This is a genomic window from Streptomyces sp. AA4, from assembly GCF_000158875.1.
Lineage (GTDB): Bacteria > Actinomycetota > Actinomycetes > Mycobacteriales > Pseudonocardiaceae > Amycolatopsis.
Genome location: NZ_GG657746.1, coordinates 2,938,991 through 2,960,470 on the forward strand (window position 1 = coordinate 2,938,991; position 21,480 = coordinate 2,960,470).

20 protein-coding genes are annotated in these 21,480 nt (G+C 68.7%); 6 read left to right on the forward strand and 14 right to left on the reverse strand.

All coding sequences use genetic code 11. The features are described 5' to 3' along the window. Positions 1–760: 760 nt before the first annotated feature. Positions 761–1,216: a hypothetical protein gene (locus SSMG_RS13640; protein ID WP_009076646.1), complete on the reverse strand. Its 456-nt coding sequence runs from the start codon at positions 1,214–1,216 to the stop codon at positions 761–763. 88 nt (positions 1,217–1,304) lie between these two features. Here SSMG_RS13640 and SSMG_RS13645 point away from each other — a divergent pair, with 88 nt between their 5' ends. After that, a complete protein-coding gene (locus SSMG_RS13645; RefSeq protein WP_037713578.1) occupies positions 1,305–2,042 on the forward strand; it encodes a TetR family transcriptional regulator in 738 nt (245 codons plus the stop codon). 469 nt (positions 2,043–2,511) lie between these two features. On the opposite strand, the gene SSMG_RS13650 is transcribed toward SSMG_RS13645, so the two are convergent. Next, on the reverse strand, positions 2,512–3,405 hold the full coding sequence (locus tag SSMG_RS13650; protein ID WP_009076649.1) for an NAD(P)H-binding protein: 894 nt from the start codon (positions 3,403–3,405) through the stop codon (positions 2,512–2,514). Between the two features lie 80 nt (positions 3,406–3,485). Here SSMG_RS13650 and SSMG_RS13655 point away from each other — a divergent pair, with 80 nt between their 5' ends. Beyond that, positions 3,486–4,121: a TetR/AcrR family transcriptional regulator gene (locus tag SSMG_RS13655; RefSeq protein ID WP_037713580.1), complete on the forward strand. Its 636-nt coding sequence runs from the start codon at positions 3,486–3,488 to the stop codon at positions 4,119–4,121. Further along, the gene (locus tag SSMG_RS46870) at positions 4,118–4,246 is read left to right on the forward strand and encodes a hypothetical protein (RefSeq protein WP_255409869.1); all 129 of its coding nucleotides are present in this window, start codon (positions 4,118–4,120) and stop codon (positions 4,244–4,246) included. The genes SSMG_RS13655 and SSMG_RS46870 overlap by 4 nt, the downstream gene beginning before the upstream one ends. 40 nt (positions 4,247–4,286) lie before the next feature. Here the strand turns inward: SSMG_RS46870 and SSMG_RS13660 are convergent, their stop codons facing one another. From SSMG_RS13660 to SSMG_RS13670, 3 genes are all read right to left on the reverse strand, one after another. Beyond that, positions 4,287–5,459 (reverse strand): glycoside hydrolase family 64 protein, encoded by a 1,173-nt coding sequence (locus SSMG_RS13660; RefSeq protein ID WP_009076651.1) that lies wholly within the window; start codon positions 5,457–5,459, stop codon positions 4,287–4,289. A 189-nt stretch (positions 5,460–5,648) separates the two neighbouring features. Continuing rightward, a complete protein-coding gene (locus tag SSMG_RS13665) occupies positions 5,649–6,167 on the reverse strand; it encodes a lytic polysaccharide monooxygenase auxiliary activity family 9 protein (protein ID WP_009076652.1) in 519 nt (172 codons plus the stop codon). Positions 6,168–6,961: 794 nt separating this feature from the next. Then, on the reverse strand, positions 6,962–7,912 hold the full coding sequence (locus tag SSMG_RS13670; protein ID WP_009076653.1) for a LysR family transcriptional regulator: 951 nt from the start codon (positions 7,910–7,912) through the stop codon (positions 6,962–6,964). Positions 7,913–7,996: 84 nt separating this feature from the next. Here SSMG_RS13670 and SSMG_RS13675 point away from each other — a divergent pair, with 84 nt between their 5' ends. Beyond that, on the forward strand, positions 7,997–9,322 hold the full coding sequence (locus tag SSMG_RS13675) for an MFS transporter (protein ID WP_009076654.1): 1,326 nt from the start codon (positions 7,997–7,999) through the stop codon (positions 9,320–9,322). Here the strand turns inward: SSMG_RS13675 and SSMG_RS13680 are convergent. Further along, positions 9,221–10,432 (reverse strand): IS110 family transposase, encoded by a 1,212-nt coding sequence (locus SSMG_RS13680; RefSeq protein WP_009076656.1) that lies wholly within the window; start codon positions 10,430–10,432, stop codon positions 9,221–9,223. The two genes, SSMG_RS13675 and SSMG_RS13680, sit on opposite strands and share 102 nt — an antisense overlap. 228 nt (positions 10,433–10,660) lie before the next feature. Between SSMG_RS13680 and SSMG_RS13685 the strand changes: the two genes are divergently transcribed. Then, positions 10,661–11,083: a PPOX class F420-dependent oxidoreductase gene (locus SSMG_RS13685; protein WP_009076657.1), complete on the forward strand. Its 423-nt coding sequence runs from the start codon at positions 10,661–10,663 to the stop codon at positions 11,081–11,083. A 106-nt stretch (positions 11,084–11,189) separates the two neighbouring features. Here SSMG_RS13685 and SSMG_RS45340 read toward each other — a convergent pair whose 3' ends face one another. The 8 genes from SSMG_RS45340 to hpnC all read right to left on the reverse strand — a co-directional run bounded on the left by SSMG_RS45340 (position 11,190) and on the right by hpnC (position 20,372). Further along, complete coding sequence (locus SSMG_RS45340) at positions 11,190–11,363, reverse strand: hypothetical protein (RefSeq protein ID WP_158688024.1); 174 nt, start codon at positions 11,361–11,363, stop codon at positions 11,190–11,192. Between the two features lie 284 nt (positions 11,364–11,647). Beyond that, positions 11,648–12,649, reverse strand: a complete 1,002-nt coding sequence (gene hpnH, locus SSMG_RS13690) for an adenosyl-hopene transferase HpnH (protein WP_009076658.1) — start codon at positions 12,647–12,649, stop codon at positions 11,648–11,650. A 3-nt stretch (positions 12,650–12,652) separates the two neighbouring features. Next, the gene (ispH, locus tag SSMG_RS13695) at positions 12,653–14,116 is read right to left on the reverse strand and encodes a 4-hydroxy-3-methylbut-2-enyl diphosphate reductase (RefSeq protein ID WP_009076659.1); all 1,464 of its coding nucleotides are present in this window, start codon (positions 14,114–14,116) and stop codon (positions 12,653–12,655) included. Then, positions 14,113–16,023 (reverse strand): squalene--hopene cyclase, encoded by a 1,911-nt coding sequence (gene shc, locus SSMG_RS13700; protein ID WP_037713585.1) that lies wholly within the window; start codon positions 16,021–16,023, stop codon positions 14,113–14,115. Before shc ends, ispH begins: the two co-directional genes overlap by 4 nt. Beyond that, positions 16,023–17,054: a polyprenyl synthetase family protein gene (locus tag SSMG_RS13705; protein ID WP_009076661.1), complete on the reverse strand. Its 1,032-nt coding sequence runs from the start codon at positions 17,052–17,054 to the stop codon at positions 16,023–16,025. The genes shc and SSMG_RS13705 overlap by 1 nt, the downstream gene beginning before the upstream one ends. Then, a complete protein-coding gene (hpnE, locus tag SSMG_RS13710; protein ID WP_009076662.1) occupies positions 17,051–18,388 on the reverse strand; it encodes a hydroxysqualene dehydroxylase HpnE in 1,338 nt (445 codons plus the stop codon). Before hpnE ends, SSMG_RS13705 begins: the two co-directional genes overlap by 4 nt. Further along, on the reverse strand, positions 18,385–19,254 hold the full coding sequence (gene hpnD / locus SSMG_RS13715) for a presqualene diphosphate synthase HpnD (RefSeq protein ID WP_037713587.1): 870 nt from the start codon (positions 19,252–19,254) through the stop codon (positions 18,385–18,387). The genes hpnE and hpnD overlap by 4 nt, the downstream gene beginning before the upstream one ends. Continuing rightward, on the reverse strand, positions 19,251–20,372 hold the full coding sequence (gene hpnC / locus SSMG_RS13720) for a squalene synthase HpnC (RefSeq protein WP_353611754.1): 1,122 nt from the start codon (positions 20,370–20,372) through the stop codon (positions 19,251–19,253). The genes hpnD and hpnC overlap by 4 nt, the downstream gene beginning before the upstream one ends. On the opposite strand from hpnC, the gene SSMG_RS13725 reads away from it, so the two are divergent. Then, the gene (locus SSMG_RS13725) at positions 20,268–21,464 is read left to right on the forward strand and encodes a CdaR family transcriptional regulator (protein ID WP_050788174.1); all 1,197 of its coding nucleotides are present in this window, start codon (positions 20,268–20,270) and stop codon (positions 21,462–21,464) included. The two genes, hpnC and SSMG_RS13725, sit on opposite strands and share 105 nt — an antisense overlap. The last annotated feature ends 16 nt before the right edge of the window (positions 21,465–21,480 follow it).

Here is a 21,480-nt window from a genome sequence, read left to right on the forward strand (position 1 = left end):
ATATATATATATATATATATATATATATATATATATATATATATATATATATATATATATATATATATATATATATATATATATATATATATATATATATATATATATAGATATAAATATATACATATAAATAAACCCAGCGCCGTGTTTTCGGCTGTGTATCGGGGGCGGGGGAGTGTGGGTGCCTGGATGGGTTGGGTGCGGAGGCTGCGGGTTTCTTGGGGACGCAGGGTGGGGGTTGCTGGGTTAGGGGTCGGCGGCGCGGTCGGTGCGCGGGGGCTTGGCGCGTTGGGGTGGGGTGCGCGGGGTGCCTGCCGCGACGGGCCGGGTGCGGGATGGCTTTCCCTGGAGAGAAGCGTGCTTCGCGTCGCGTACGGGAGCCGCCGCAGCGAACTCGGCGGGTGGCCTCTGCGCGTGTGCTCGCCAACCGGGCAATCCGCGACTGAGAGAACTCCAATGGGGCATTGGGTGCGTGGGATGCACCCAATGCCACATTGGGTGCATCGCGGAGGGCGAGGGTTGAGCACGGCTCCGCGTGCGAGAACTGCGGAGGACTCTTTGCCGGAACCTGCGTCAGTGAAGGGACCCCTCACGGGCTGCGGAAGGTCGTGAGGGGAACCCTGACGGAATCAGAGTCCGTGAAGGTGGCCCTCACGGACTTCTAGCCAGGCGCGGTTGCCTCGCGAGAGCCGGTGCAGTCAAAGGGAAGCGGCCGAGGGCGGGCGGCTTCACCGCATTCGGAACCTGTACGAGCGTCGGGTCAGGGGCGCTGGCGTACTCCGGCCAGGACTGCGCTCACGCTCGGCAGCCACCGCTGCCTCGGGTCCGGCGCGGTCAGCCATTCCGGGCCCAATCCGGGGGCCTGCTGACCGGTCGGCAGGGGGAGGAGCGCGCCGCTGTCCAGGACGGTGACGTCTGCCGGCAGGGTGCCTCGCAGGAGGAGTTCGCCGTCGGTTTCGGCGAGGATTGCCAGGCGCGGGCCGTGCTGGGTCGGGAGGATCAGGGACGGGCCTTCGCAGCCCAGGGCGGACAGGTGGTGGCGCACGGGGCCCGAGGTGAGTTTCGGGAGGGTGACCGCGCACAGGCCGTTTTCCAGGGCGAGGAACAGCCGCGCGCCTTGCCGTCGGACGGACCAGCCGAACACCCCGCCGTAGTACGCGTCTGCCGGGTCTGGGCCGGTGTGGTGGTCGGGCCGCAGTTGCTGGTCGAGAGTCATCGTCGACGCCTTCCGCTCGCAAGGGGGTGCCGACCCATGCTAACGGCACTCAGTGCCACTAGCAAGCCGGGCTGCTACCGTTCCGGGAATGACCGAGACGCCGCGCACCCGGGTCGGGGCCACGCCGGCCGGGCGGCGGCAGTTGCGTCGCGCGCTCGCCACGGCGGCCGTGGACCTGTTCGCCGCCAACGGGTACGAGGCGACGACCATCGACGACATCGCCGCGGCGGCGGGCGTCGGGCGGCGGACGTTTTTCCGGTACTTCGACAGCAAGGACGACGTTCTCTTCGCCAACCACGACGAGATCGTCGCCGAGATGGAGCAGGTCTTCCAGACCGCCGACCCGGCGCGCGACCCGATCGAGGTGGCGACCGCGGCGGTGTCGCTCGTGCTGGAGTCCTACGCCGCGGAGCTGGACGTCTCGCTCAAGCGGTTCACCCTCACCCGCACGGTGCCGTCGTTGCGGGACAAGGAAGTCGCGACCGTCGACCGGTACCAGCGCGTTCTCGCTCGCTACCTCCAGGACCGCTTCGCCGCTGCTGGCGACGAGGCGGCGACGCTCCGTGCCGCAGTGGCCGCGGCGGCGATCGCGGCGGCCAACAACCACGTCCTGCGCCGCTGGCTCCGCAGCGGCGGCCGCGACGACATCGAGGCCGCGGCGACGGAGGCGTTCACCCTGGTCGCGGACGCGTTCCGGACGTCCGGCGGCAAGCCATCGGCCGACGCGGAGCCGGGCACGGTGGTGGCGGTGCTCAGCACTGCGACGCCGTTGCACGAGGTCGTGACCCGGATCGGCGCTGCGCTGCGGGAGGCCGAGTCCCGGTGAGGTGCTTGCCGATCGGCAAGTGAAGTGCACTGAGTGCCATTGGGTCCGATCGTGGCTGGTACGCCGGGCTGTTCAGGGCTGCCGGAGCAGCCCGGTTCCAGGGAACGGGTGCGGCACCGGGTGGGGTGCAGCATGACCGGGATCGGCGGAGGCGGGCCCCGGGGTGACCGGATCCTGGGATTGGCTGCGGTGCGCGGGCATCGGCGGGTCTGGGGCGGTCGTTCGGCGAGGTGGCGACTGACCACGAGAATGGATCTTGCACGCGGCGGTTCTCGGCTGGAGCGTAGGGGCGACCTGGCTAAGCGGCTTCGAAGCAGCGAGCCGACGCCCATCGGCGGCCGTGACGGCGGCGGCGGCCTGATGCGGAGGACGGGCTGTCCGGTGCAACGGCGGCTCAGTGCCAGGCAAGGCGCCGGTGCACATGCCGGGCGGGGGAGCGCCGAGGGCAGGCCCCGGCGCTCCGGCCGGGTCAGGACTTGGCCACCTCGGGTTTGAGGACTTCCTCGCACCACTGCCGGAAGGTCGTCGGCGTCTCCGTGGCATGGTGCGGAGTGCGGACAACGCCTTCGTCCAGATGGTTCAGTTTCGCGGTCGCCATGTCCATCATGGACTGTGCCATCGCCTCGGAAAGCCCGTTCGCGAGGACTTGGGCACCGAGCGCCGAGACGGGGATTTGCTGGTACTTAACCGAAATCCCGAGCACCTCGCTCATGATCTCGGCTTCCTGGTCGGGCGAAAGGTCTTCCGGGCCCAGCACGGGCACCTCGTCGCGGCCGGTCCACAAAGGATCCAGCAGCAGCCGGGAAGCGACCCCGGCGATGTCGCGGGTGCAGGCGGTGGGCGCGGCGTAGTCCGGAGGCAGGACGTCGTAGAACGCGCCTTGGTGTTTGATGGCCGAAGTTTGGCGCAGCAGGTTGTCCATAAAGGTCGGACACGCTACCGCGCGGAAGGCGACGCCGGTGGCGGCGATGAGGTCGTCCATCGCCAGCGTCGCGGTGACGTGTCCGGCCCGTGCGGCGGAGGCGGTGCCGCGGCCCAGCGCGCTGATCGACACCACTCGGCGGACGCCGTGGGTGCGGATGGCCTCGACGGCGGGGCGCGCGAAACCGGAGTAGGCCTCGTCGGGGCTGGGGGCTTGACGGTCGGGCGGGACTAGCCAGAACACGGTGTCCGCGCCGTCGAAGGCGCGGGCGAGTACGTCCGGATCGCTGTGCGAACCCGCGTGGACTTCGACGCGTTCACGCAGGTCAGCGGGCAGTTTCGCGGGATCGCGGACAATCGCGCGGACGGGGCGCGCACCGTCGGCGACCTCGGCGAGGACGCGGCTGCCGATGTTTCCGGTGGGGGCGGTGACGACGATCATGCGGGCACTCCAGGAGACTGTCGAACAGGTGGAGGAAGAAGTAAACTCTACCGTACCGTTTACTTTTGGCGGAGGCAAGGATGGCGCGTGAAGGCGGTTCGCAGCTTCGGGGTGCGGAGTTGCGCAAGCACATCCTGCTGGCGGCGAAGAACGTGTTCCTCGAGACCGGATTCGAGCGCGCGTCGATGGACGCGGTCGCGGCCAGCGCGGGGACCTCGAAGCGGTCGCTGTACGCGCACTTCGAGAGCAAGGACAAGCTGTTCCTCGCGGTGCTCGACCTGGTCCGCGAGCTGTACCTCGGCAAGCTGATGACCCCGGACGCCTACGCGGACGACCCGGCCGAGGCGGTCGCGTTGTTCTGCGGGCGGTTCCAGCAGTTGCTGACCTGGGAATCGCAGGCCCGGACGTGCCGACTGTGCATTTCGGCTGCCGAGCGGTTGCCGGACAGCGCGAAGGCGTACTACGAAGCGATGTTCGCGGTGATGTACGCGCGGCTCGCCGAGTATCTGGCCGCGCAGTATAAAATGGACGATCCAGAGGCGGCGGCGCTCGCGGAGGATCTTGTCGGACGGACTGTGCTGCCGCGAGTGTTTCGAGTGTTGTTGAAGGCCGAGCCCGCGATCGAGGAAATGCCCGGGGCGGAGGCGACGGTGGAAAACGTTGAGCTGGAATCGATTCGGCTTGTCGTTGCGGCGGCGTTGGGACAGCGAGGATGAAGATCGCCGGTACTGAGGAACTGGATCTGGAGTACCTCGAGGCCTCGTGCGCGAGGATCGAGGGGAGGAGCCAGGTTCGCGCGAAGGTGCGGATTCCGCGCGAGGAAGGCGATCTCACCGGATGACAGTGCTGCGGTCCGAAGTGGACCGCAGCACGGGTTTGGCTCAGCGCAAGGCGTTCACGGTGATGGTCAGAGTGTCCGGGTCGCCTGCCTGCACAGCGCCGCTGAAATCGGGGCCGGGGGAGACGTCGTCGTAGGGGAAGGCGTAGCCGCGATTGTCCGGAAGTTTGCTGTGCACGATGCGCGCGTAGTGGTTGGTTTCCGGGTTTTGGTAGAACCTCGCCGGGTCCTCGCCGGTCGGCTGTTTCGGGTTGTCGCGCAGGGTGGTGCGGTTCAAGGCCGCCGCTAGCCGGGGGATGATCGCTTTGCGGGCGTCGCTGTCGCCTTGTTTGATGGCGAACGGGCCGCTGTCGCAGCTCCACACGTCCGGTGTGGCTGGTTTGGCGAAGCGTTCGCCGTTGTTGAAGGCGAGGACGCCGTCCGCGCCGACCTGGCCGGTGAACGCGCCGAGGCCGGGTACCTGGGTGTCGACGGTGAGCGTTTCGCTGGTGTATTTCTGCCAGACCTCGTCGAGGTAGCCGTCGAGGTATCCGCCGAATTGGTCGGCACGGTAATGCGCGGACAGGGCGCGCAAAGGCTTTCCGTCGTCGCCGGTTTCGATGAGCGTGCCCCATTTGCCGCCCTGGGCGTTGAGCGCGGCGCAGATCGGGTCGAGCGAGCGGGCCGGGAGGCCGGGGACGGTCTGGTCGCCGGAGCCGGTCGTGGTGAGATGCAGGCCGAGCGGGATCGCGACGAAGTCGACGTAGCTGATGTTGGCGAACAGCACGTCGTTGTTGAAGGTGAATTCGCAGAACGACCAGTTCCGGTTGTAGTTCGGGTCGTCGGCGGCGAGGAAGCTCGGGTGCACGAGCGCCGGGCCCTGGTTGACGAAAAAGTCCAGTTTGCTGTCGAGCGCGACATAGATCCGGGCCGCGTACATTTTCGGGACGGTGACCTGGGAAAGCGACTTCAGCGGGATCGCGCAGTCCTCGCCGAGCGGCGTGTGGTCGCTGCCCGGGGACGGCGGATAATACGGCGTGCCGTCGGCTTTCAGGATGACGAGCCGGTTGTCCAGCGTGGTGCCGGTGAGGTACGCGTAGGTCTGGCTGGCGCCGGACTGGTCGTCGAAAGCGACCTTCGCGGTGTCGGGAGTGGTCGCGGAGGCGAACGCGGTATTCCAGAGTGGAAATGTCGCGGCTGCCGCGGATGCGCAGAGGAATGCCCGCCGGGAAATCAAGGAAAACCGCCTCCTGGAGTCGTACCCTTTTTCCGGTGACCGGCACGCTAGTCACGGCCGGGAAAGCGGGTCAACGAGTGCGCGGGAAATTGGCTGGTTTTGTCATTTCCGGCGGAACGCTCCGGACGCGCACTGAGGCACGGGCCGCCGCCACGGCCCGTGCCTCAGTGTCCGATGTGGACTTTCGGGTCAGCTCACCTGCAGGTCGATGCAGGCGTAGAAGGCGTTCGCGGTGTCCGCGATGTTCCAGACGGCGAGCACCGTCTGCCTTCCGGTGTGCCCCTTGAGGTTCACGTTGTGGGTGACCGTCGCCGGGGGCTGCTGGCCGCCGCCGTCCACGGTGGCGATCTTGTCGTTGCCGATCCAGTACTCGTAGTTGGAAGTGCGGTGCCGGGCGGTGAACTTCCAGGTGAAGGCCACCGACGAGCCGACCGGCGTCGCCTTCCAGCCCTTGTTGTTGTCGTTCAGTTCGGCGAACTGGGCGTTGCCGCCGCTGCAGCTGTGCAGCCCCTTCGGCCCTTCGACGCTCTGCGGTTCCCACTTGATCTGGCCGCAGGACACGACGCCCTGCGCGCACTGGGCCTGCCGGCTCGCCGGCGCGTTGACGTACCCGTGCGCGCTGGCGATGCCTGCCGGGCTGAGCAGCACGAGCACCGGCGCGATCGCCGTGCCGACGGCGGCCGCGACGAGTTTCCGGTTCGCTTTCATGAACAGCTCCTTCGGGGAATGCTCGTTTCCTGGTGCGGGTACGACAAAGCGACGCGCCGGCTTTCCGGGAGCCGGCCCGCACGGGGTGTCGAGCGAAGGGGGTGGGCTTCTTGGTCTAGACCATACGCCCGGGGTTCGGGAAAGGTCAACAGCTGGCAAAGAAAGGCGGAGCCGCGGTTATCAGTCAACGTTGTCAGGCAGGACCACTGTCTCTTGTGGTGCTTGCCGGACGGGTTTCCGGGGATTGCGCCGGTCGGGTGGCGAAGCGCGGATCATGGCCACCCAGCGTGATTTCCTCCGCCCTGTACTGTCTATAGTGGACAGTGTGAAGCTGCGCGGGCGCACGGAAAGCGGCCGGGAGAGGCGGTCCGGTGCAGCGTTTTTGCCCGGCCTTCGCGATCCCCGACTTCCGGAGGGTTGAAAGGAATCGACGGGGAATGCTCAACTGGGTGGTTGGCGTGTTTGCGGGGCGGTTTGTGTTTCGAGGCGCGGCGAGCTTGCGTTCGGCTGGCCGGGGGCGAGAATTCCGGCTAGGTCGGGTGCTGAACCTCAGGACTGCCGGGAGACAGTCAGCGGATGTGATGCTGCACCACGACGAGGACGACCGCTGACGAGCTGGCCGCGCACCAGACTTGCCCGTACTCGAAGGCGCTGGGCGGGAGCATAGAGGTCACGGTGGACGCGACGGCGGCTTGACCAGGGCAATTCGGCGGTGATCGGGGATCGAGGGAGCGTCTTCGATCCACCGGGTCGGGTCTGCGGTGCTGGTGGCGGGTGCAGCGATGGCCGAGGGGTCATTCAGCTGAGGGCACGGAACCCCGAGCAGCCGGGGCCTGCCCAGCCAACTCCCGCGCCACTTCCACCGCCACCTCGATGGTTCGCGCGGCAAGCGGGGACTCCTCGCCGCGGCCGCGCGGCCAGTGCAGGTAGATCGAGCGCGCCGGGGTCGGGTCGAGGTCGTGCACCTGCAGATCCGGCCATCCCTCCGGGCCGTGGATCGCGCCGCAGTCGCGGCAGACGACCTGGTGGATCGCCAGCCAGGGCAGGACGGCCAGTCCCATTCCGGCGCGCACCATCGACAGGATCGTTTCGCTGCCCGCGGAGCGGAACACGATGCGCGGGTGCGCGCCGGCGGCCGCGAGGGATTGCTCCAGTCTGGGCTGGTCGCAGGTCGACGGCCAGGCAACCATGGGTTTGCCGTCCAGTTCCCGCGCGGGCACCGGGCCGGACGGCAGGGTGCCGGGCCGGGCGACTGCCAGGTACGGGTCTTCCATCAGCCGGACATGTTCCGTGTCGTCGCTGATCAGGCCGTCGTAAAACAGCAGGTCCAGTTCGCCCAGCCGAGGTTCGTCGGGTTCCGAGAGGCGGATCTCGCAGCGCGGGTGCTCCTCGCGGAGCCGGCGCAGCACTGTCGGCAGGATCGCGTGCGAGACGCTCTGCAGGGTGCCGACGTCGATGCGGCCTTCGCCTGCCTTGAACCGATCGACCGCTTGGGTCAGGGCGTTGGCCTTCGCCAGGACCTCCCGGCCGTGTTCGAGTACCACGGCGCCAAGGGGAGTGATCCGCACGGGGCGCGGGCCGCCCGGCCGGTCGAAGACCGCGCCGCCGACGGAGCGTTCCAAGGCTGCGATGTGCTGGCTCACGCTCGATTGCGTGTAGCCCAGCCGGGTCGCTGCCCGGGAGAACGTGCCCTCCTCGGCGACCGCGAGCAGGGTCGTGAGTTGTCGCAGGTCCAGGTCGGCCATGAATCCAGAGTATTACAGATCGCGATGGATATCATCGTAAACAATCGCTTTTCTTAAACTTCCGGCACTCTTAGCGTCATTGGCATGACAGTCGCAACGATCACCGCGGAGAGAACTTCGGCTCGCAGGTTGCCGTCGCTAGCGTGGGCACTGGGGGCGTGCCACCTCGTCGCCCGGGGCGGGGCGTTCGTGTCGCCGATGCTGGTGCTGTATCTGACGCAGGAACAGCGGATGTCTCCGACCGCGGCGGGGGCCGTGGTGGCCGCGATCGGCATCGGCGACTTCGGGTCGCAGTTGCTCGGCGGCTGGCTCGGGGACCGGGTCGGGCGGCGGAGGACGATGCTGCTCGGGTTTCTCGGGACGGCGATCGCCTTGGTTGCCTTGGGATCCGCCGAAGCGACGCCGGTCATCTGGGCCACGGCGGTGGGCTACGGACTCGCTGGCGGGCTCTTCCGGCCGGCGGGATCGGCGGCGGTGGCGGATCTTCCGCCGGAGCAGCGGGTGCGGGCGTACAGTCTGCTTTATTGGGCGGCGAATCTCGGATACGCCGTCGCCGCAACGGTTGCCGGGGTACTGGCGAGTCACGGCTACGGGCTGCTGTTCTGGTTGAACGCGGTCGCGATGCTCGTAGCGGCGTTGATCGTGGTGGCTGCGGTGCCGGAAACCCGCTCGGGTGCGAGTCGCCAGAGACGCGCGCTGCTGCCGGTGTTGCGGGTGGACCGTTTGATGATCACCATGACGCTGATTCATGTCGGCTGCTTTACCTTGCTAATGCTGGCTTTCGCGACTTTGCCGTTGCTGATGACCGCGCAGCAGTTCAGTTCCGCGACGTACGGCGGTGTGCTTGCGCTCAACGGGGTCGCCATCGTTGTCCTGCAACCGTTGGCTGTCGCGGTGCTGGCGAATCGCGACCGGGGGTCGGTGCTCGCGACCTCGATGTTGCTGGTGGGGCTTGGCGGCGGTTTGGCCGCCGTGAGCCAAAGCATTGCTGGCTACGCCATTGCGATCCTCGTTGTCAGCCTTGGGCAAATCGGACTGGCGGTCCAGTTCGGTGCGACGTTCGCGGCTCTCGCGCCGCCAGATCTGCGCAGCCGGTACCTGGGTGTCGCGTCGAGTGCGTGGAGTCTTGGCGCGGTGCTCGGACCGGTGCTTGGCACGGCGTTGCTGCAGCAGGCTGGCCGAACTTGGCTGAGCGTCGTGGCTTTCGCTGCCGGAATTCTGCTTTTCCTTGCCCAGCAGTCCGTCGCGGTACGTCTTCGCGAGCAGCAGGCTGGTCAGCTCGCCGAGAAAGGACTCTCAATGACCGTGTCAAGCCGCAACAGTGACCGGATTCGGTGTGTCGAGGGTGAATTCGCGGCCGTCGCGCAGCAGTGCCCAGAGCACGTCGACGAGTCGCCGGGCCAGCGCTAGGAGGGCTTGGGTATGGATGAGTCGTTCGGCGCGCTTCTTGTCGTAGAACCGCCTGGACGGGCCTTGCGTGCGCAGGCTGGACAGGGCGGCCATGTAGAAGACCCTGCGCAGGCGTCGGTTGTAGCGTTTGGGACGGCGCAGGTTTCCGCTGACACGACCGGAGTCGCGTGGCACCGGCACCAATCCGGCATAGGACGCCAAGCGGCCGGCGGTCGCGAAGGTCGCCAGGTCACCGCCGGTGCTGGCGAGAAATTCGGCGCCCAGTCCAGGGCCCATGCCGGGCAGGGACTCGATGATCCTCGCCCACGGATGTCGCCGGAATCGGGCGGTGATCAGCTTGTCGGTGTCTTTGATCTCGCGGTCGAGGTCGAGCAGCTTGCGGGCGATGCGTTTGACGAGCATCGCGGCATCGGCTTCGCCGGGCAGCACCAGGTCCTGGGCGTCGGCGGCGGCGACCGCGGTCGCGGCGGTCTTGCCGATCGCCGGACCCCATGCCTTGTTGTCGGTGAGATGGGTTGTGACACCGCCGATTCCGGCGGTGCGGATCTCGGCGGGGGTGCACATCCCGGCGACCAGGATCAGCGGGGTTCGGTTGGAGTAGTCGAACGCGGCCTCCAGAGCGGGGAAGATCGAGCCCAGCAGCGCCCGCAGCCGGTTGATCCCGGCCACCCAGTCCGACATCAGGTCGGCGCGGTAGCTGGTCAGCTGGGTCAGCGAGACCGCCAGCTCATCGGGCATCGTGACCTCGGTCAGATCCCTTCGCAGCCGGGCGGTTTCGGCGATCACCCGAGCGTCTTTGGCGTCGGTTTTTCCTTCGCCTCGGAATCCGTGGGTCATCGTGTTCACGACCCGGCCCGGCACATAGGTCACCGACTGGTCGGCAGCCAGCAGCGCCGTGATCAGCAGCAACGCCATCGGACTCGTCAAATCGATCGCCCACTGCGCCCGCTGAGCGGCCGCACTGGCACGAGCGATCAACTGCTCGATCGCGCGCTGATCATTCCCGAGTTTCTGACTGAACAGCACCTTCCCGTCGGTGTCGATCGCACACGCGTGATGCATCGATTTGCCGACATCGATCCCGACCCAGACCTCAAGGCGAATCGCCACCCATCCACTCCTGTCATTGCAGGTCACGCCCGTGGACAACCCCGCCGACAGATCCCTAAACAGCGACGACCCGCAACAGCTCTCAATCAGCGAACGGAGCGTCCAGCACGGCGGGGCAGCCAGTCCTTTCGAGCCTCGACAACAGGCAACAACCGATCAGCTACACCCCACCGCCCCGGGCATCCAGGGCACCAACCCCAGACACCCACAAACTTAGGGAACAGACCGATGACAACCATGACCGACACCGAATGGCGCGCTTTCCTTGCCGAGGGAACCAGACTTGCCCACCTTGCTCTCGCGCGGGCGGACGGGCGTCCGCACGTCACCCCGATTTGTTTCGTCCTCGACGGAGACGAACTCGCCTTCGCCCTGTCACCGGGGAGTGTCAAAGGCAAAAGCCTTGCGCGGGACGGACGGGTGGCGGTCTGCGTCAGCGACGAGCGGCAGCCGTACAGCTTCGTGACCGTCGAAGGACAGGCCCGGATCTCTGCCGAGCCGGACCAGATCAGGCGGGTGGCGGCGGGAATCGCCGAACGTTACTACCCCGGTCAGTCCGCAGTGGACCTCGCGGAATCGTTTGTCCACGGTGGATTCACCGCGGTGCGGATCGGCATCGCGCACGTCATCGCCCAATCCGGTCTCGGCTGAGTTTCGGCGGGTCGAGCGGGGGCTCCAGCGCGGTTTCCGCGACGAGCTTTCCTCCAGTGCCGCGGTAATGCGCTGGTTTGCTTGGGAAAGCGCCAGGCCGAGTTGCTTACGGGCGGCCGAGTTCGCGGCGCACGGCGGCGAGCGGACTGGATTTGCCGAGCACGGAACGGCGCACGGCGGCGACGGCGGCCGGTGTGCGGGCCTGGGCGAGGTCGGCGAGTGCGGCCTCGGTCAGCGCGGTGATCCGGCGCAGCATCGAGACGGGGTCAAGAGTGTCCACGGGAAGGGCTCCTCGCTTCGGAGCGTGAAGTTCTGGACTTCACCCCCGGGCAGCGAGGGGAGACGCGGACGTCAGCGGGCGGAGCCCGGCGCGCACGCGCAACCCCCGGGCACTGCCCGGGGGCGGAGAAATCGCTGCGCACGCATGAAGCCATCATGGCACGCCGCACGATGGACGAGCAAACCCCTATGTGCGGTACGTGCGGGGCACTGAGGGACTCAGAGTCCGTGAAGGGCTCCTTGAGGGAATCAGATTCCCTCAAGGAGCCCTTCACGGACCGTGGGTCAGTGGCCGACGGCGGCCCGGACGGATTCCTTGAGCGAGCCGAGTGTTGCGATCACCGCGGTGGGTTCGTAGCCGCAGTGCGCCATGCAGTTCGAGCAGCGCGGGTCCTTGCCGCGGCCGAAGTTCTCCCATTCGGTGGTTTCGATGAGTTCCCGGTACGTCTTCGCGTAGCCGTCGTCGAGCAGGTAGCACGGACGCTGCCAGCCCAGCAGCGAATAGGACGGGATGCCCCACGGCGTGCATTCCAGGTCGCGTTTGCCCTCGAGGAAATCGAGGAACACCGGCGAATGGTTGAGCCGCCAGCGTTTCCGGTTGCCGCCGCCGAAGGCCTTGGCGAACAGTTCCCGGGTCTGCTGCACGCCGAGCCAGTGGTCCTGGTCGGGGGCTTTCTCGTACGCGTACCCGGGTGAAATCTGCATGTTGTCGACGCCGAGGTCGTTGAGGTAGTCGAGCACGTCGATGACGTCCTGCGGGGTGTCCCCGGTGAAGAACGTCGTGTTCGTCATGACGCGGAAGCCCTTTTCCTTGGCGAGCTTGATCGCGTCGACCGCCGCCTGGAAACCGCCCTCCTTGCGCACCGACGCGTCGTGCCGTTCTTCGAGACCGTCGATGTGCACCATCCACGCGAAATTGCGGTGCGGCTTGAATTTGTGGATGTGCTTGGGCAGCAGGAGCGCGTTGGTGCACAGGAAAATGATCTTGTTGCGGGCGAGCAGCTGCCGGGTGATCTCGTCGATCTGCGGATGCATCAGCGGTTCGCCGCCCGCGATGGACACCATCGGCGCGCCGCTCTCCTCGATCGCCCCGACCGCCTGCTCCACCGGCATCCGCTGTTTCAGCAGCGTGTGCGGCTGTGCGATCTTGCCGCAGCCGCCGCATTTGAGGTTGCACGCGAACAGCGGTTCCAGCTCGACCAGGAGCGGGAATTTCTCCTTGCGCAGCAGCTTCTGCTTCATCAGATAACCGCCCAGTCGAAGAGACTGGCGCAACGGCATGGCCATCGCTCAGAGCACCTCCCGAGGTAGGGTGAACGTCATTTCTTCTTCTGTCAGCGTGTTTTCCGCGACGCTGACCGGTCCCAATCCGTGCAGGGCTTCGACCACTTCGGCGACGAGATGCGGCGGTGCCGACGCTCCCGCGGTGAGCCCGATCCGCCCGGCCCCGGCGAGCCGGCGCAGGTCGACGTCGCCGCAGCCGTCCACCAGCACCGCCGGGGTCCCCTCGCGTTCGGAGACTTCCACCAGCCGCCGCGAGTTCGACGAATTCCCGGAACCCACGACCAGCACCAGATCGACCTCGCGGGCGATCGCGCGCAAAGCCTGCTGCCGGTTGGTGGTGGCGTAGCAGATGTCGTCCTTGCGCGGCGCGGAAAGTCCGGGGAATCGTTCGCGCAGCACGGACGCGATCTCCTCGGCCTCGTCGACCGCCAGGGTGGTCTGCATGGTGTACGCGGTCCGCGACGGATCGCGCACGGTCACCGTCCGCGCGGCTGCGACATCGCCGACGACCACCACATTCTCCGGCGCTTCTCCGACGGTTCCTTCGACCTCCTCGTGCTCAGCGTGTCCAATGAGGAACACCGTCTCGCCGCGACCGGTGTAACGGCGGACTTCGTTGTGCACCTTGGTCACCAACGGACACGTCGCGTCCACTACGGACAGTCCGCGGCCTGCTGCGGCACGACGAACAGCGGGGGAGACTCCGTGGGCGGCGAACACCAGCGTCGCGCCTTCCGGAACTTCCTCCACCTCGTCCACGAACACCGCACCGCGACCCTGCAACCGATGCACGACGTGGGTGTTGTGCACGATCTGCCGACGCACGTACACCGGTGCGCCATGCTTTTCCAGGGCTCGCTCGACGATATCGATCGCCCGCTCCACCCCGGCACAGAACGACCGCGGGCTCGCGAGCAACACCGTGCGCGGACGCACCGCTTCGGTCCACGCCGCGAGCGCGGGGGCGGCGCGGCGCAGACTCCGCAACCCAGCGAGTCCATTCGAGACAGTCGAAGGCCGGAGCAACGGCGCACCGACAGTGTCCACAATGGCGCGAACCACCGCGAATGGTTCGCCGCTGGCCGCAAGCCACGCAGACTCCATGTCAACCGCCAGCGCGCCGCTGGCAGCCAGCGCAGCCCGTTCCCGCTCCCGCACCACGTGCGAACTGCCGATCACCGGTCCGAGATGGACAGTGAGACCGAGCCGTCGCAACGCACCCGCCAGCAACGGCGCGGACGGCACCGGCACCACGCCGGACGGACCACGCACCTCGGTGGCGACGACGACGTCCCCCGGCCGTACCGAAGGTGTGAGCCCGCCCCCGACCCCCGCGACGATTCGCGGTCCGGACGGGAGCCGGGCCGCAGCGGCGGCGGCCCGGCGTGGCCCGAGTCCGGTGTGGACTGTCCGCGGACCGCGCACCGCGGCCTGCTCGATCCGCAACGGGGTGCAGACGATCGGCGTCATGACCCGCCCCGTACGTACCGGCCGAGCGCGGACAGCGGGAACACCACGCGATACAGGTGATACGACAGGTAAAAGTCGCCCGGGAAGCCGGTCCCGGTGTGCTTGTCCTCGTCCCAGCCACCGTCTGGACGCTGCCGTTCGCACAGCCACTCGACGCCCCGGGCGACCACTGTGGACTCTCGCTCTCCGGCAGCCAGCAACGCCAGCAATGCCCACGCCGTCTGCGAAGGCGTCGAATCACCACGTCCGGCCCACGATCGATCGTCGTACGACCGCAGGTCCTCGCCCCATCCGCCATCGTCGTTCTGGTGCTCGGCCAGCCACCGCACCGCCCGCCGGATCCGCGGATCGGTCCCGGGGACCCCGGCCGCGACCAGCGCGGGCACCACCGCGCCCGTGCCGTACACGTAGTTCGCGCCCCACCGGCCGAACCACGAACCGTCCGCCTCCTGGTTGTCCCATAGCCACCGGATCCCGCGACGGCATTCGCGGGTGTCCGCTTTCCCTTCCGCGGCCAGCATTTCGACCACGTGCGCGGTCACGTCCGCCGACGGCGGGTCGATCACCGCGCCGAAATCGCAGAACGGCAACCGCGTCGTCAGCACCTGTGTGTTGTCCGCGTCGAACGCGCCCCAGCCGCCGTCGCTGGACTGCATCCCCTCCAGCCACGCGACGCTCCGGTCGACCGCCTCGCGGATCCGCAGGTGATCCGGTTTGCCCATCCGCCGCAGCGCGAGCACCACCTCGGCGGTGTCGTCGGTGTCCGGGTAGCCGTCGTTGGCGAACTCGAACGCGAACCCGCCGGGCTTCAGCGAAGGCCGCCGCACCGCCCAGTCTCCCGGGACCCGGATTTCCTCGCCCAGCATCCACTCCGCGGCCCGGACCAGGCTTTCGTCGCCGGGGGACACGCCCGCGTCGAGCAGCGCGGTCATCGCCAGCGCGGTGTCCCACACCGGCGACTGGCACGCTTCGAGCCGCCGCACCCAGCCCTGGTCGGTCTTCTCCCGGATGGTGAATCCGTCGAGCCCGGCGATCCCGGCCTTGAGCGCGGGATGGTCGAGCGAATAGCCGAGCAGGTGCAGCGCGAGGATCGAGTACACCCACGGCGGCTGGATCCCGCCCCACGAACCGTCGGCCTCCTGCCGCGCGAGAATCCACTCCGCCGCCTGCTTGAGCGCGAGCTTCCGCACCGGGTTGAGCGGCAGTTTCGCGTACGCGTGCAGCGCGGTGTCGAGATTCTGGAACACGCCGTCCCACGTCCACGGCGCGCGCGGCTTCGGCGGTCGCTTGCCGGTGCGCAGCTCGGCGACATCGAAGGGCAGCTTCCGCGCCGGGCGCAGCGTGCCGACGATGGTCAGCGGCACGATGGTCTGCCGGGCCCAGCACGCGAAGTCGTAGACGTTGAGCGGGAACCACGACGGCAGGAAGATCAGCTCCGGCGGCAGGCTCGGCAGGTCGTCCCACGACCACTGGCCGACCATCGCGAGCCAGATCCGGGTGAACACCCGGGTCGCCTCGATCCCGCCGTGCTCGCGGATCCACTCCGCGGCCGTGGCCAGCCACGGGGCGTCCGCCGGGTCGCCGGCCAGCCGCAGCGCGACCCACGCCTCGACCGTCGTGGAGAGGTCAGCCGGGCCGTCCGGGAAGTTCGCCCAGGTGCCGTCGGCGCGCTGCTGCGAGCGGATCCAGCGCGCCGACTCCTCGGCGATCTGCGGCGTGAGGATCCCGAGGAAATGCCGCAGCAGCAGGTCTTCGGCGTCCATCGTGACGTTGGTGGCGAGTTCGCCCTTCCACCATCCGGCACGGTCCTGCTCGCGGCGCAGGAACTGGACCGCCGCGGCGACCGTGTCGGCGGCGGTGCGGGCGGCGGGCGCGGAGGCGGCGGTCCGGGGGACGGTCTGGGTCATCACGCTTCCCTTCCGGCGATGAATCGGGCGATCGATACGAGGTCGGCGCGCGGGCCCGGCGGGAGGGCGGCCAGGGCTTGCTCCGCGGTGGCGACGTGCCGCGCCGCTTCCGCGGTGGCCCATGCGCGGCCGCCCGCGTCGTCCACCAGCGCGGCGATCCGCGCGAGGTCGGTGTCGTCGTCCCCGGCCAGCCACTCGGCGAGCCGCCGGCCCGCCGCGCCGCCGTGCGTGGTGGCGTAGGTGATCGGCAGGGACTTCTTGCGCGCCTGCAGGTCGGAGTACACCGATTTCCCGGTGACCGCCGGGTCGCCCCAGATGCCGAGCACGTCGTCGACGAGCTGGAACGCCAGGCCGATCTCCTCGCCGAACACCGACAGCGCGTCGACCACCTCGGCGGGCGCTCCGGCGAGCACCGCCCCGATCGCGGCGCTGGCGGACAGCAGCGCGCCCGTTTTCCCGGCGGCCATCGTCACGCATTCGGCGAGCCCGACGTCGTCGCGCTGCTCGAACGCGACGTCCAGGAACTGGCCGTGGATGAGCCGCCGCGTGGTCTCGGTGAGCAGCCGGCCGGCCGCGACCGCGTGCGGGGAACCGCTGTCCAGCACCACTTCCTGGGCGAGCGCGAGCATCGCGTCCCCGGTCAGGATCGCGCTCGCGGACCCCCACAGCGCCCACACCGTCGGCCGGTGCCTGCGCTCGGTGTCGCCGTCCATCAGGTCGTCGTGGACGAGCGAGAAGTTGTGCACCAGTTCGACCGCGACCGCGCCGGGCACGCCGACTTCCACCGGCGCGCCCGCGGCCTGCGCGGACACCACGGCGAGCGCCGAACGCACCGCTTTGCCGCCGTTGCCGCGCACCGGGACGCCGTTCGGGTCGGTCCAGCCGAGGTGGTAGGCGCTGATCGCGCGGCTGGTGTCGTCCAGCCGGTCGACGGCGGCGCGCAACGCGGGCTGCACGACGTCCCGGGCACTGCCGAGCACCGGCGGCACCGCGGAGCGGGTTTTCTCGGCAGAAAACAGATTGGCGGTCATGCTCCGACTCCCTCCCTCTTACCGTTGTGCTGAAGGAGGGCGGCGGCCGCGGTCGCGCCACTGCGCGCGGCGCCCTCCATGGTCGCGGGCCATCCGGTCGCGGTCCACGCGCCCGCCAGGTACAGCCCGGGCAGAGCGGTGCGCGCGGGCGGGCGCAGCGAGGCGGTGCCGGGACCGGGCCGGAACGTGGCGTGCCGCTCGCGGGTGACGAAGAAGTCGAGCACCTGCGCGCCGCGTGCCTCGGGCAGCAGCGTCAGCAGCTCGGGGAGCAGCTGCTCGCGCAGTTTCGCGGTGGGCAAGTCGATCTGCGCGTCCGCGGCGGACAGCGACATCGCGAGGTACTGCCCGGAGTCCAAACCGGACTGTCGCGTTCGGTCGAACACCCACTGCACCGGCGTGCGCACGCCCGCGACGAACGGTTCGTCGAGCACTTTCCGGTCGAGAACGACGTGCACGTTCACGATCGGCGAGCTGCCGAGCCCGCCGGACCAGCCCGGCGGCAACCCGATCGCCCCGGTCGGCGCGAGCTGTTCGGTCACCGGCGGCGGAGTGGCGAGCACGACCTGGCTGAACTCCTCCTCGCCGCGATCCGTGACCACCCGCCAGCCTTCGCTGATCGCGCGCACCTTCGTGCCGACCCGGACGTCCGCCCCGGCCTCGATCAGCCGCTCGCGCGCGGGGTCGCCGTGCAGTTCCCGCAACGGGACCAGCGACCAGCCGATGTCGGCGGCGGCCGGGTCGGTGAGCAGACCCTCTTGGAACACCGTCGCGGCGAGGCTGAGCGACGCGTCGTCGGCCGTCGCGTTCAGCGTTGCCACGCCGACCAGATCCCACAACGCTTCGATCGCCGCCGCGCTCTGCCCGTGCCGCCGCAGCCATTCCCCGAAGGACTGGCGATCCGTGCGGTCCGCCTTCGGGTCGACCCGGCGCAACGCGAGCGCGGCGAGCGCGAACCGGGCCCGGTCGAGCGGGCGCAGCGGTTCGTAACGCAACAGCGAGGTGGCCAGGTGCAGCGGCGCGGGCAGGTCGTCGCGCCGCAGCCAGGTCGGCTCCGTCGCGCCCGGCAGGCGGATCGGGATCTCCAGCCGCGGCTGCAACACCACCCGGTCCGCGACCCCGAGACGGTCCAGCAGCGCGCGATACGCGGTGCAGCAACGGAGGAACACGTGCTGTCCATTGTCGACCCGCAGCTCTCCGCGCGTGAACGAATGCGTGAGCCCGCCCAGCTGCGGCCGCGCCTCGAACAGCGTGACCGGACGTCCGGCGTCGGCGCACGCGAGCGCGGCGGCGATGCCCGCGAGCCCGCCGCCGACCACCGCGACCGGGGCGGTCATCGGCCGATCCCGGTCAGCGCTCGGAACGCCACCACCGCCTTTTCCCGGCCGGACAACGAAAGCCTCCGGTCGAACACGCGCGCGGGCTGTTCGTCGATCCGGTCCAGCAGGGTGCGGTAGATGCCCGACATCGCGGTGCAGCACGCGGCGCTGCGACCGTCCAAAGAGGGCACCAGCCGAAGCCCGCGGGCGTACCAGTCCCGGGCGCGCGTCGCGCTGTCGTGGATCAGCGCGGCGAGGCCGCCTTCGGGATCGGCCAGCTTGCCGTCCGGGCCGACGGACAGTTCGACGCCGAACCGGTCGAGGTCCTCTTTGGGCAGATACACCCGCCCGTTGAGCAGATCCTCGCGGATGTCGCGCAGGATATTGGTCTGCTGCAAGGCGATTCCCAGCTCGTCGGCGTACACCGGCGCGTTCGGCTCCGGACGGCTGCCGAACACGCCGAGGCACAGCCGCCCGACCGAACCCGCCACGCACCGGCAGTACTCGACCAGTTCCTCGAACCGCACGTACTCGCGGCCGGTCACGTCCATCTCGACGCCGTCGAGCAATTCCTCGAACGCGCCCAGCGGAATCGGGTACCGGCGCGCCGCGTCGGCGACCGCGACGTACACCGGGTCGGCGGTCGAGGACAGGTCGCCGAGCGCTTTCCGCACTCCGGCGAGTCCCTGCAGCTTGGTCTCGGCCGACGCCGCGGTGTCGTCGCCGATGTCGTCGATGATCCGGGCCAGCGCGTACACCGCGCACAACGCCGCCCGTTTGCCCGGCGGCAGCAACCGGATCCCATAGTAGAAATTGCGCGCCTGTTCCTTGGTGACCGCCGCGCAGTGCGCGTAGGCCTCGTCCACTGTGCCCAGTGCCGTCATCCGGACCGCCTCCTCGTGCCGACTTGCAGCCACCCCAGCCAACTCAGCAGTCCGGCCCGGCTCGGCCGGACCGGTGCGGACAGCACGTCGCCGCCGCTCGCGCGCAGCGCGTCGACCGTCGCGAGCCCGCCCGCCAGAAACCCGCTCACCGCGAACCGTCCCCAGCCGGACAGGTACCCGAGCAAATCCGCGCCGCTGCCCAGCAGAGCGGCGGCGCGGCCGGTTTCCCATCGCATCAGCGCTTTCAAGCGGGGCGACGCGTGCGCGGCGCCCAGTTCCTCCTCGGCGACGCCGAACTCGGCGAGGTCCTCCTGCGGCAGGTAGATCCGCCCGTTGCGGTAGTCCTCGCCGACGTCCTGCCAGTGCTCCACCAGCTGGAGCCCGGTGCAGATCCGGTCGGACAGCCCGGCGGCGGCCGGGTCGGCCACGCCGAGCAGGTCGAGCACGATGCGCCCGACCGGATCGGCGGAAAGCCGGCAGTACGCCAGCAAGTCCGCGAAGACCGGATAACGGTGCACCCGCTGGTCCTGGATGTTCGCCTGGACAAGCCGCTGGAACGGTTCCTCGGTCAGCCGTCCGGCGCGGATCGCCGGGAGAAGTCCACGGACAGCGGGATCTTCCGGTTCCCCGTTGCCGAACGCCGCGGACAGTTCGGAGGAAAACGCCTCGAGCTGCGCGACCCGGTCGCCCTCGGCTTCGTCGCCCAGATCGTCCACAGTGCGCGCGACGGAATAGACCGCGACCAGGTCGGCGCGCAGCTGTTCCGGCAGCACCCGCAGGGCCACCGGGAAGTTTTCCGCGCGCCGTTTCTCTCGCAGTCCTGACGTATCCGGAGCGTGACGGACTCCCGAGGTTGCTCTCATCCCCGCCAGTGTCGCGCCCCCGGACGGGCGGCTTCTGCCGCCGGAAAGCGAATTTCGGTGGCTTCGACTTGGCACGAGAGGCCAAAGTGGGGACAGGATGTCCCGAGGCGACCCGAGACCGCTGCCTGCGACGGAAGGACTCCCGGACACATGGGACCAGATCAGGTGACCCGGCTTGACGAACTGGAAACGGTGGTGACCCGCCGGCTGCCCGCCATGCTCAACGAGGTCCGCGACCAGCTCGCGGACGAGCATCCCGACTACGCGGAGTTCCTGACCGAAGAACTCGCCGACCTCGTCGCCGCCAGCGCGGGATTCGTGCGGCGGCTGATCGACATGGCGGCCGAGCCCGACGAACGGCTGCCGGAACTGGGGTCCGGCGTCGAACAGACGGTGTTCGAGGAAATCGGGCGCGCGCAATACCAGCAGGGGAGGCGCGTCACGAGCCTGCTGTCCGCGTACCGCGTCGGCGCGCGCGTGGCGTGGCGGCACGTTTCGGAAGCCGCGCTCGATCTCCAGGTGCCCGCCGAATTGTTCGCCTCGCTCGCGACCACCGTGTTCGCTCTGGTGGACCAGCTTTCGGAATCTTCACTTCGCGGTTACCTGCAGGAGCAGTCGGATGCGGTACGCGCGCGCGAAAGATTGCGCGACGAACTGACCGCGCTGTTGTTGTCCGACCGAGCGGACAAGGCCGCGGTGCGCGCCGCCGCGGCGCGGGCGGACTGGCGGTTGCCGAAGCACGCCGCGGTCGTGCTGGTGGAGGACGACAACGAGCTGGGCCGGGAATTGGTGTTCCGGCTCGAAGACAGCTGCCTGCGGCTGCGCCGTCCCGGCGTGGTCGTGGCGATCGTCCCGGATCCGGGCGGTCCCGGCAGACGCGCGTGGCTCGCTCGCGCGTTGCGCGGCGGCGGCGCCGTGGTCGGCGCGACGGTGCCGCTCGACCGGCTCCCGGCGAGCCTGCGCATCGCCGAGGTGACCGCGCGGCTGCGCCGGGACCATCTGCTCAGCGACGATCCGGTGTTCGCCGACGAGCACCTCGACGCGATCATCGTGCACCGCGACGACCGGCTGCTCGACGTGCTGAGAAGACAGGCGCTCGCCCCGCTGGCCGAGCTGAACGAATCCGCGCGGGAACGGCTGTCCACCACGCTCACGTCGTGGCTGCTGCATCTGGGGGACCGCAAGGCGGTCGCGGAGGATCTGCACATCCATCCGCAGACCGTGTCGTACCGGCTGGGCCGCCTGCACGACCTGTTCGGGCCGTCGCTGGACGACCCGGCCGTGCGCGCGACGCTGGTGCTGGCGCTGGCCTGGGGTCCGCCCGGGGAAGCGGACGAAACCGCCTGATCGGGGAATTCCCCTG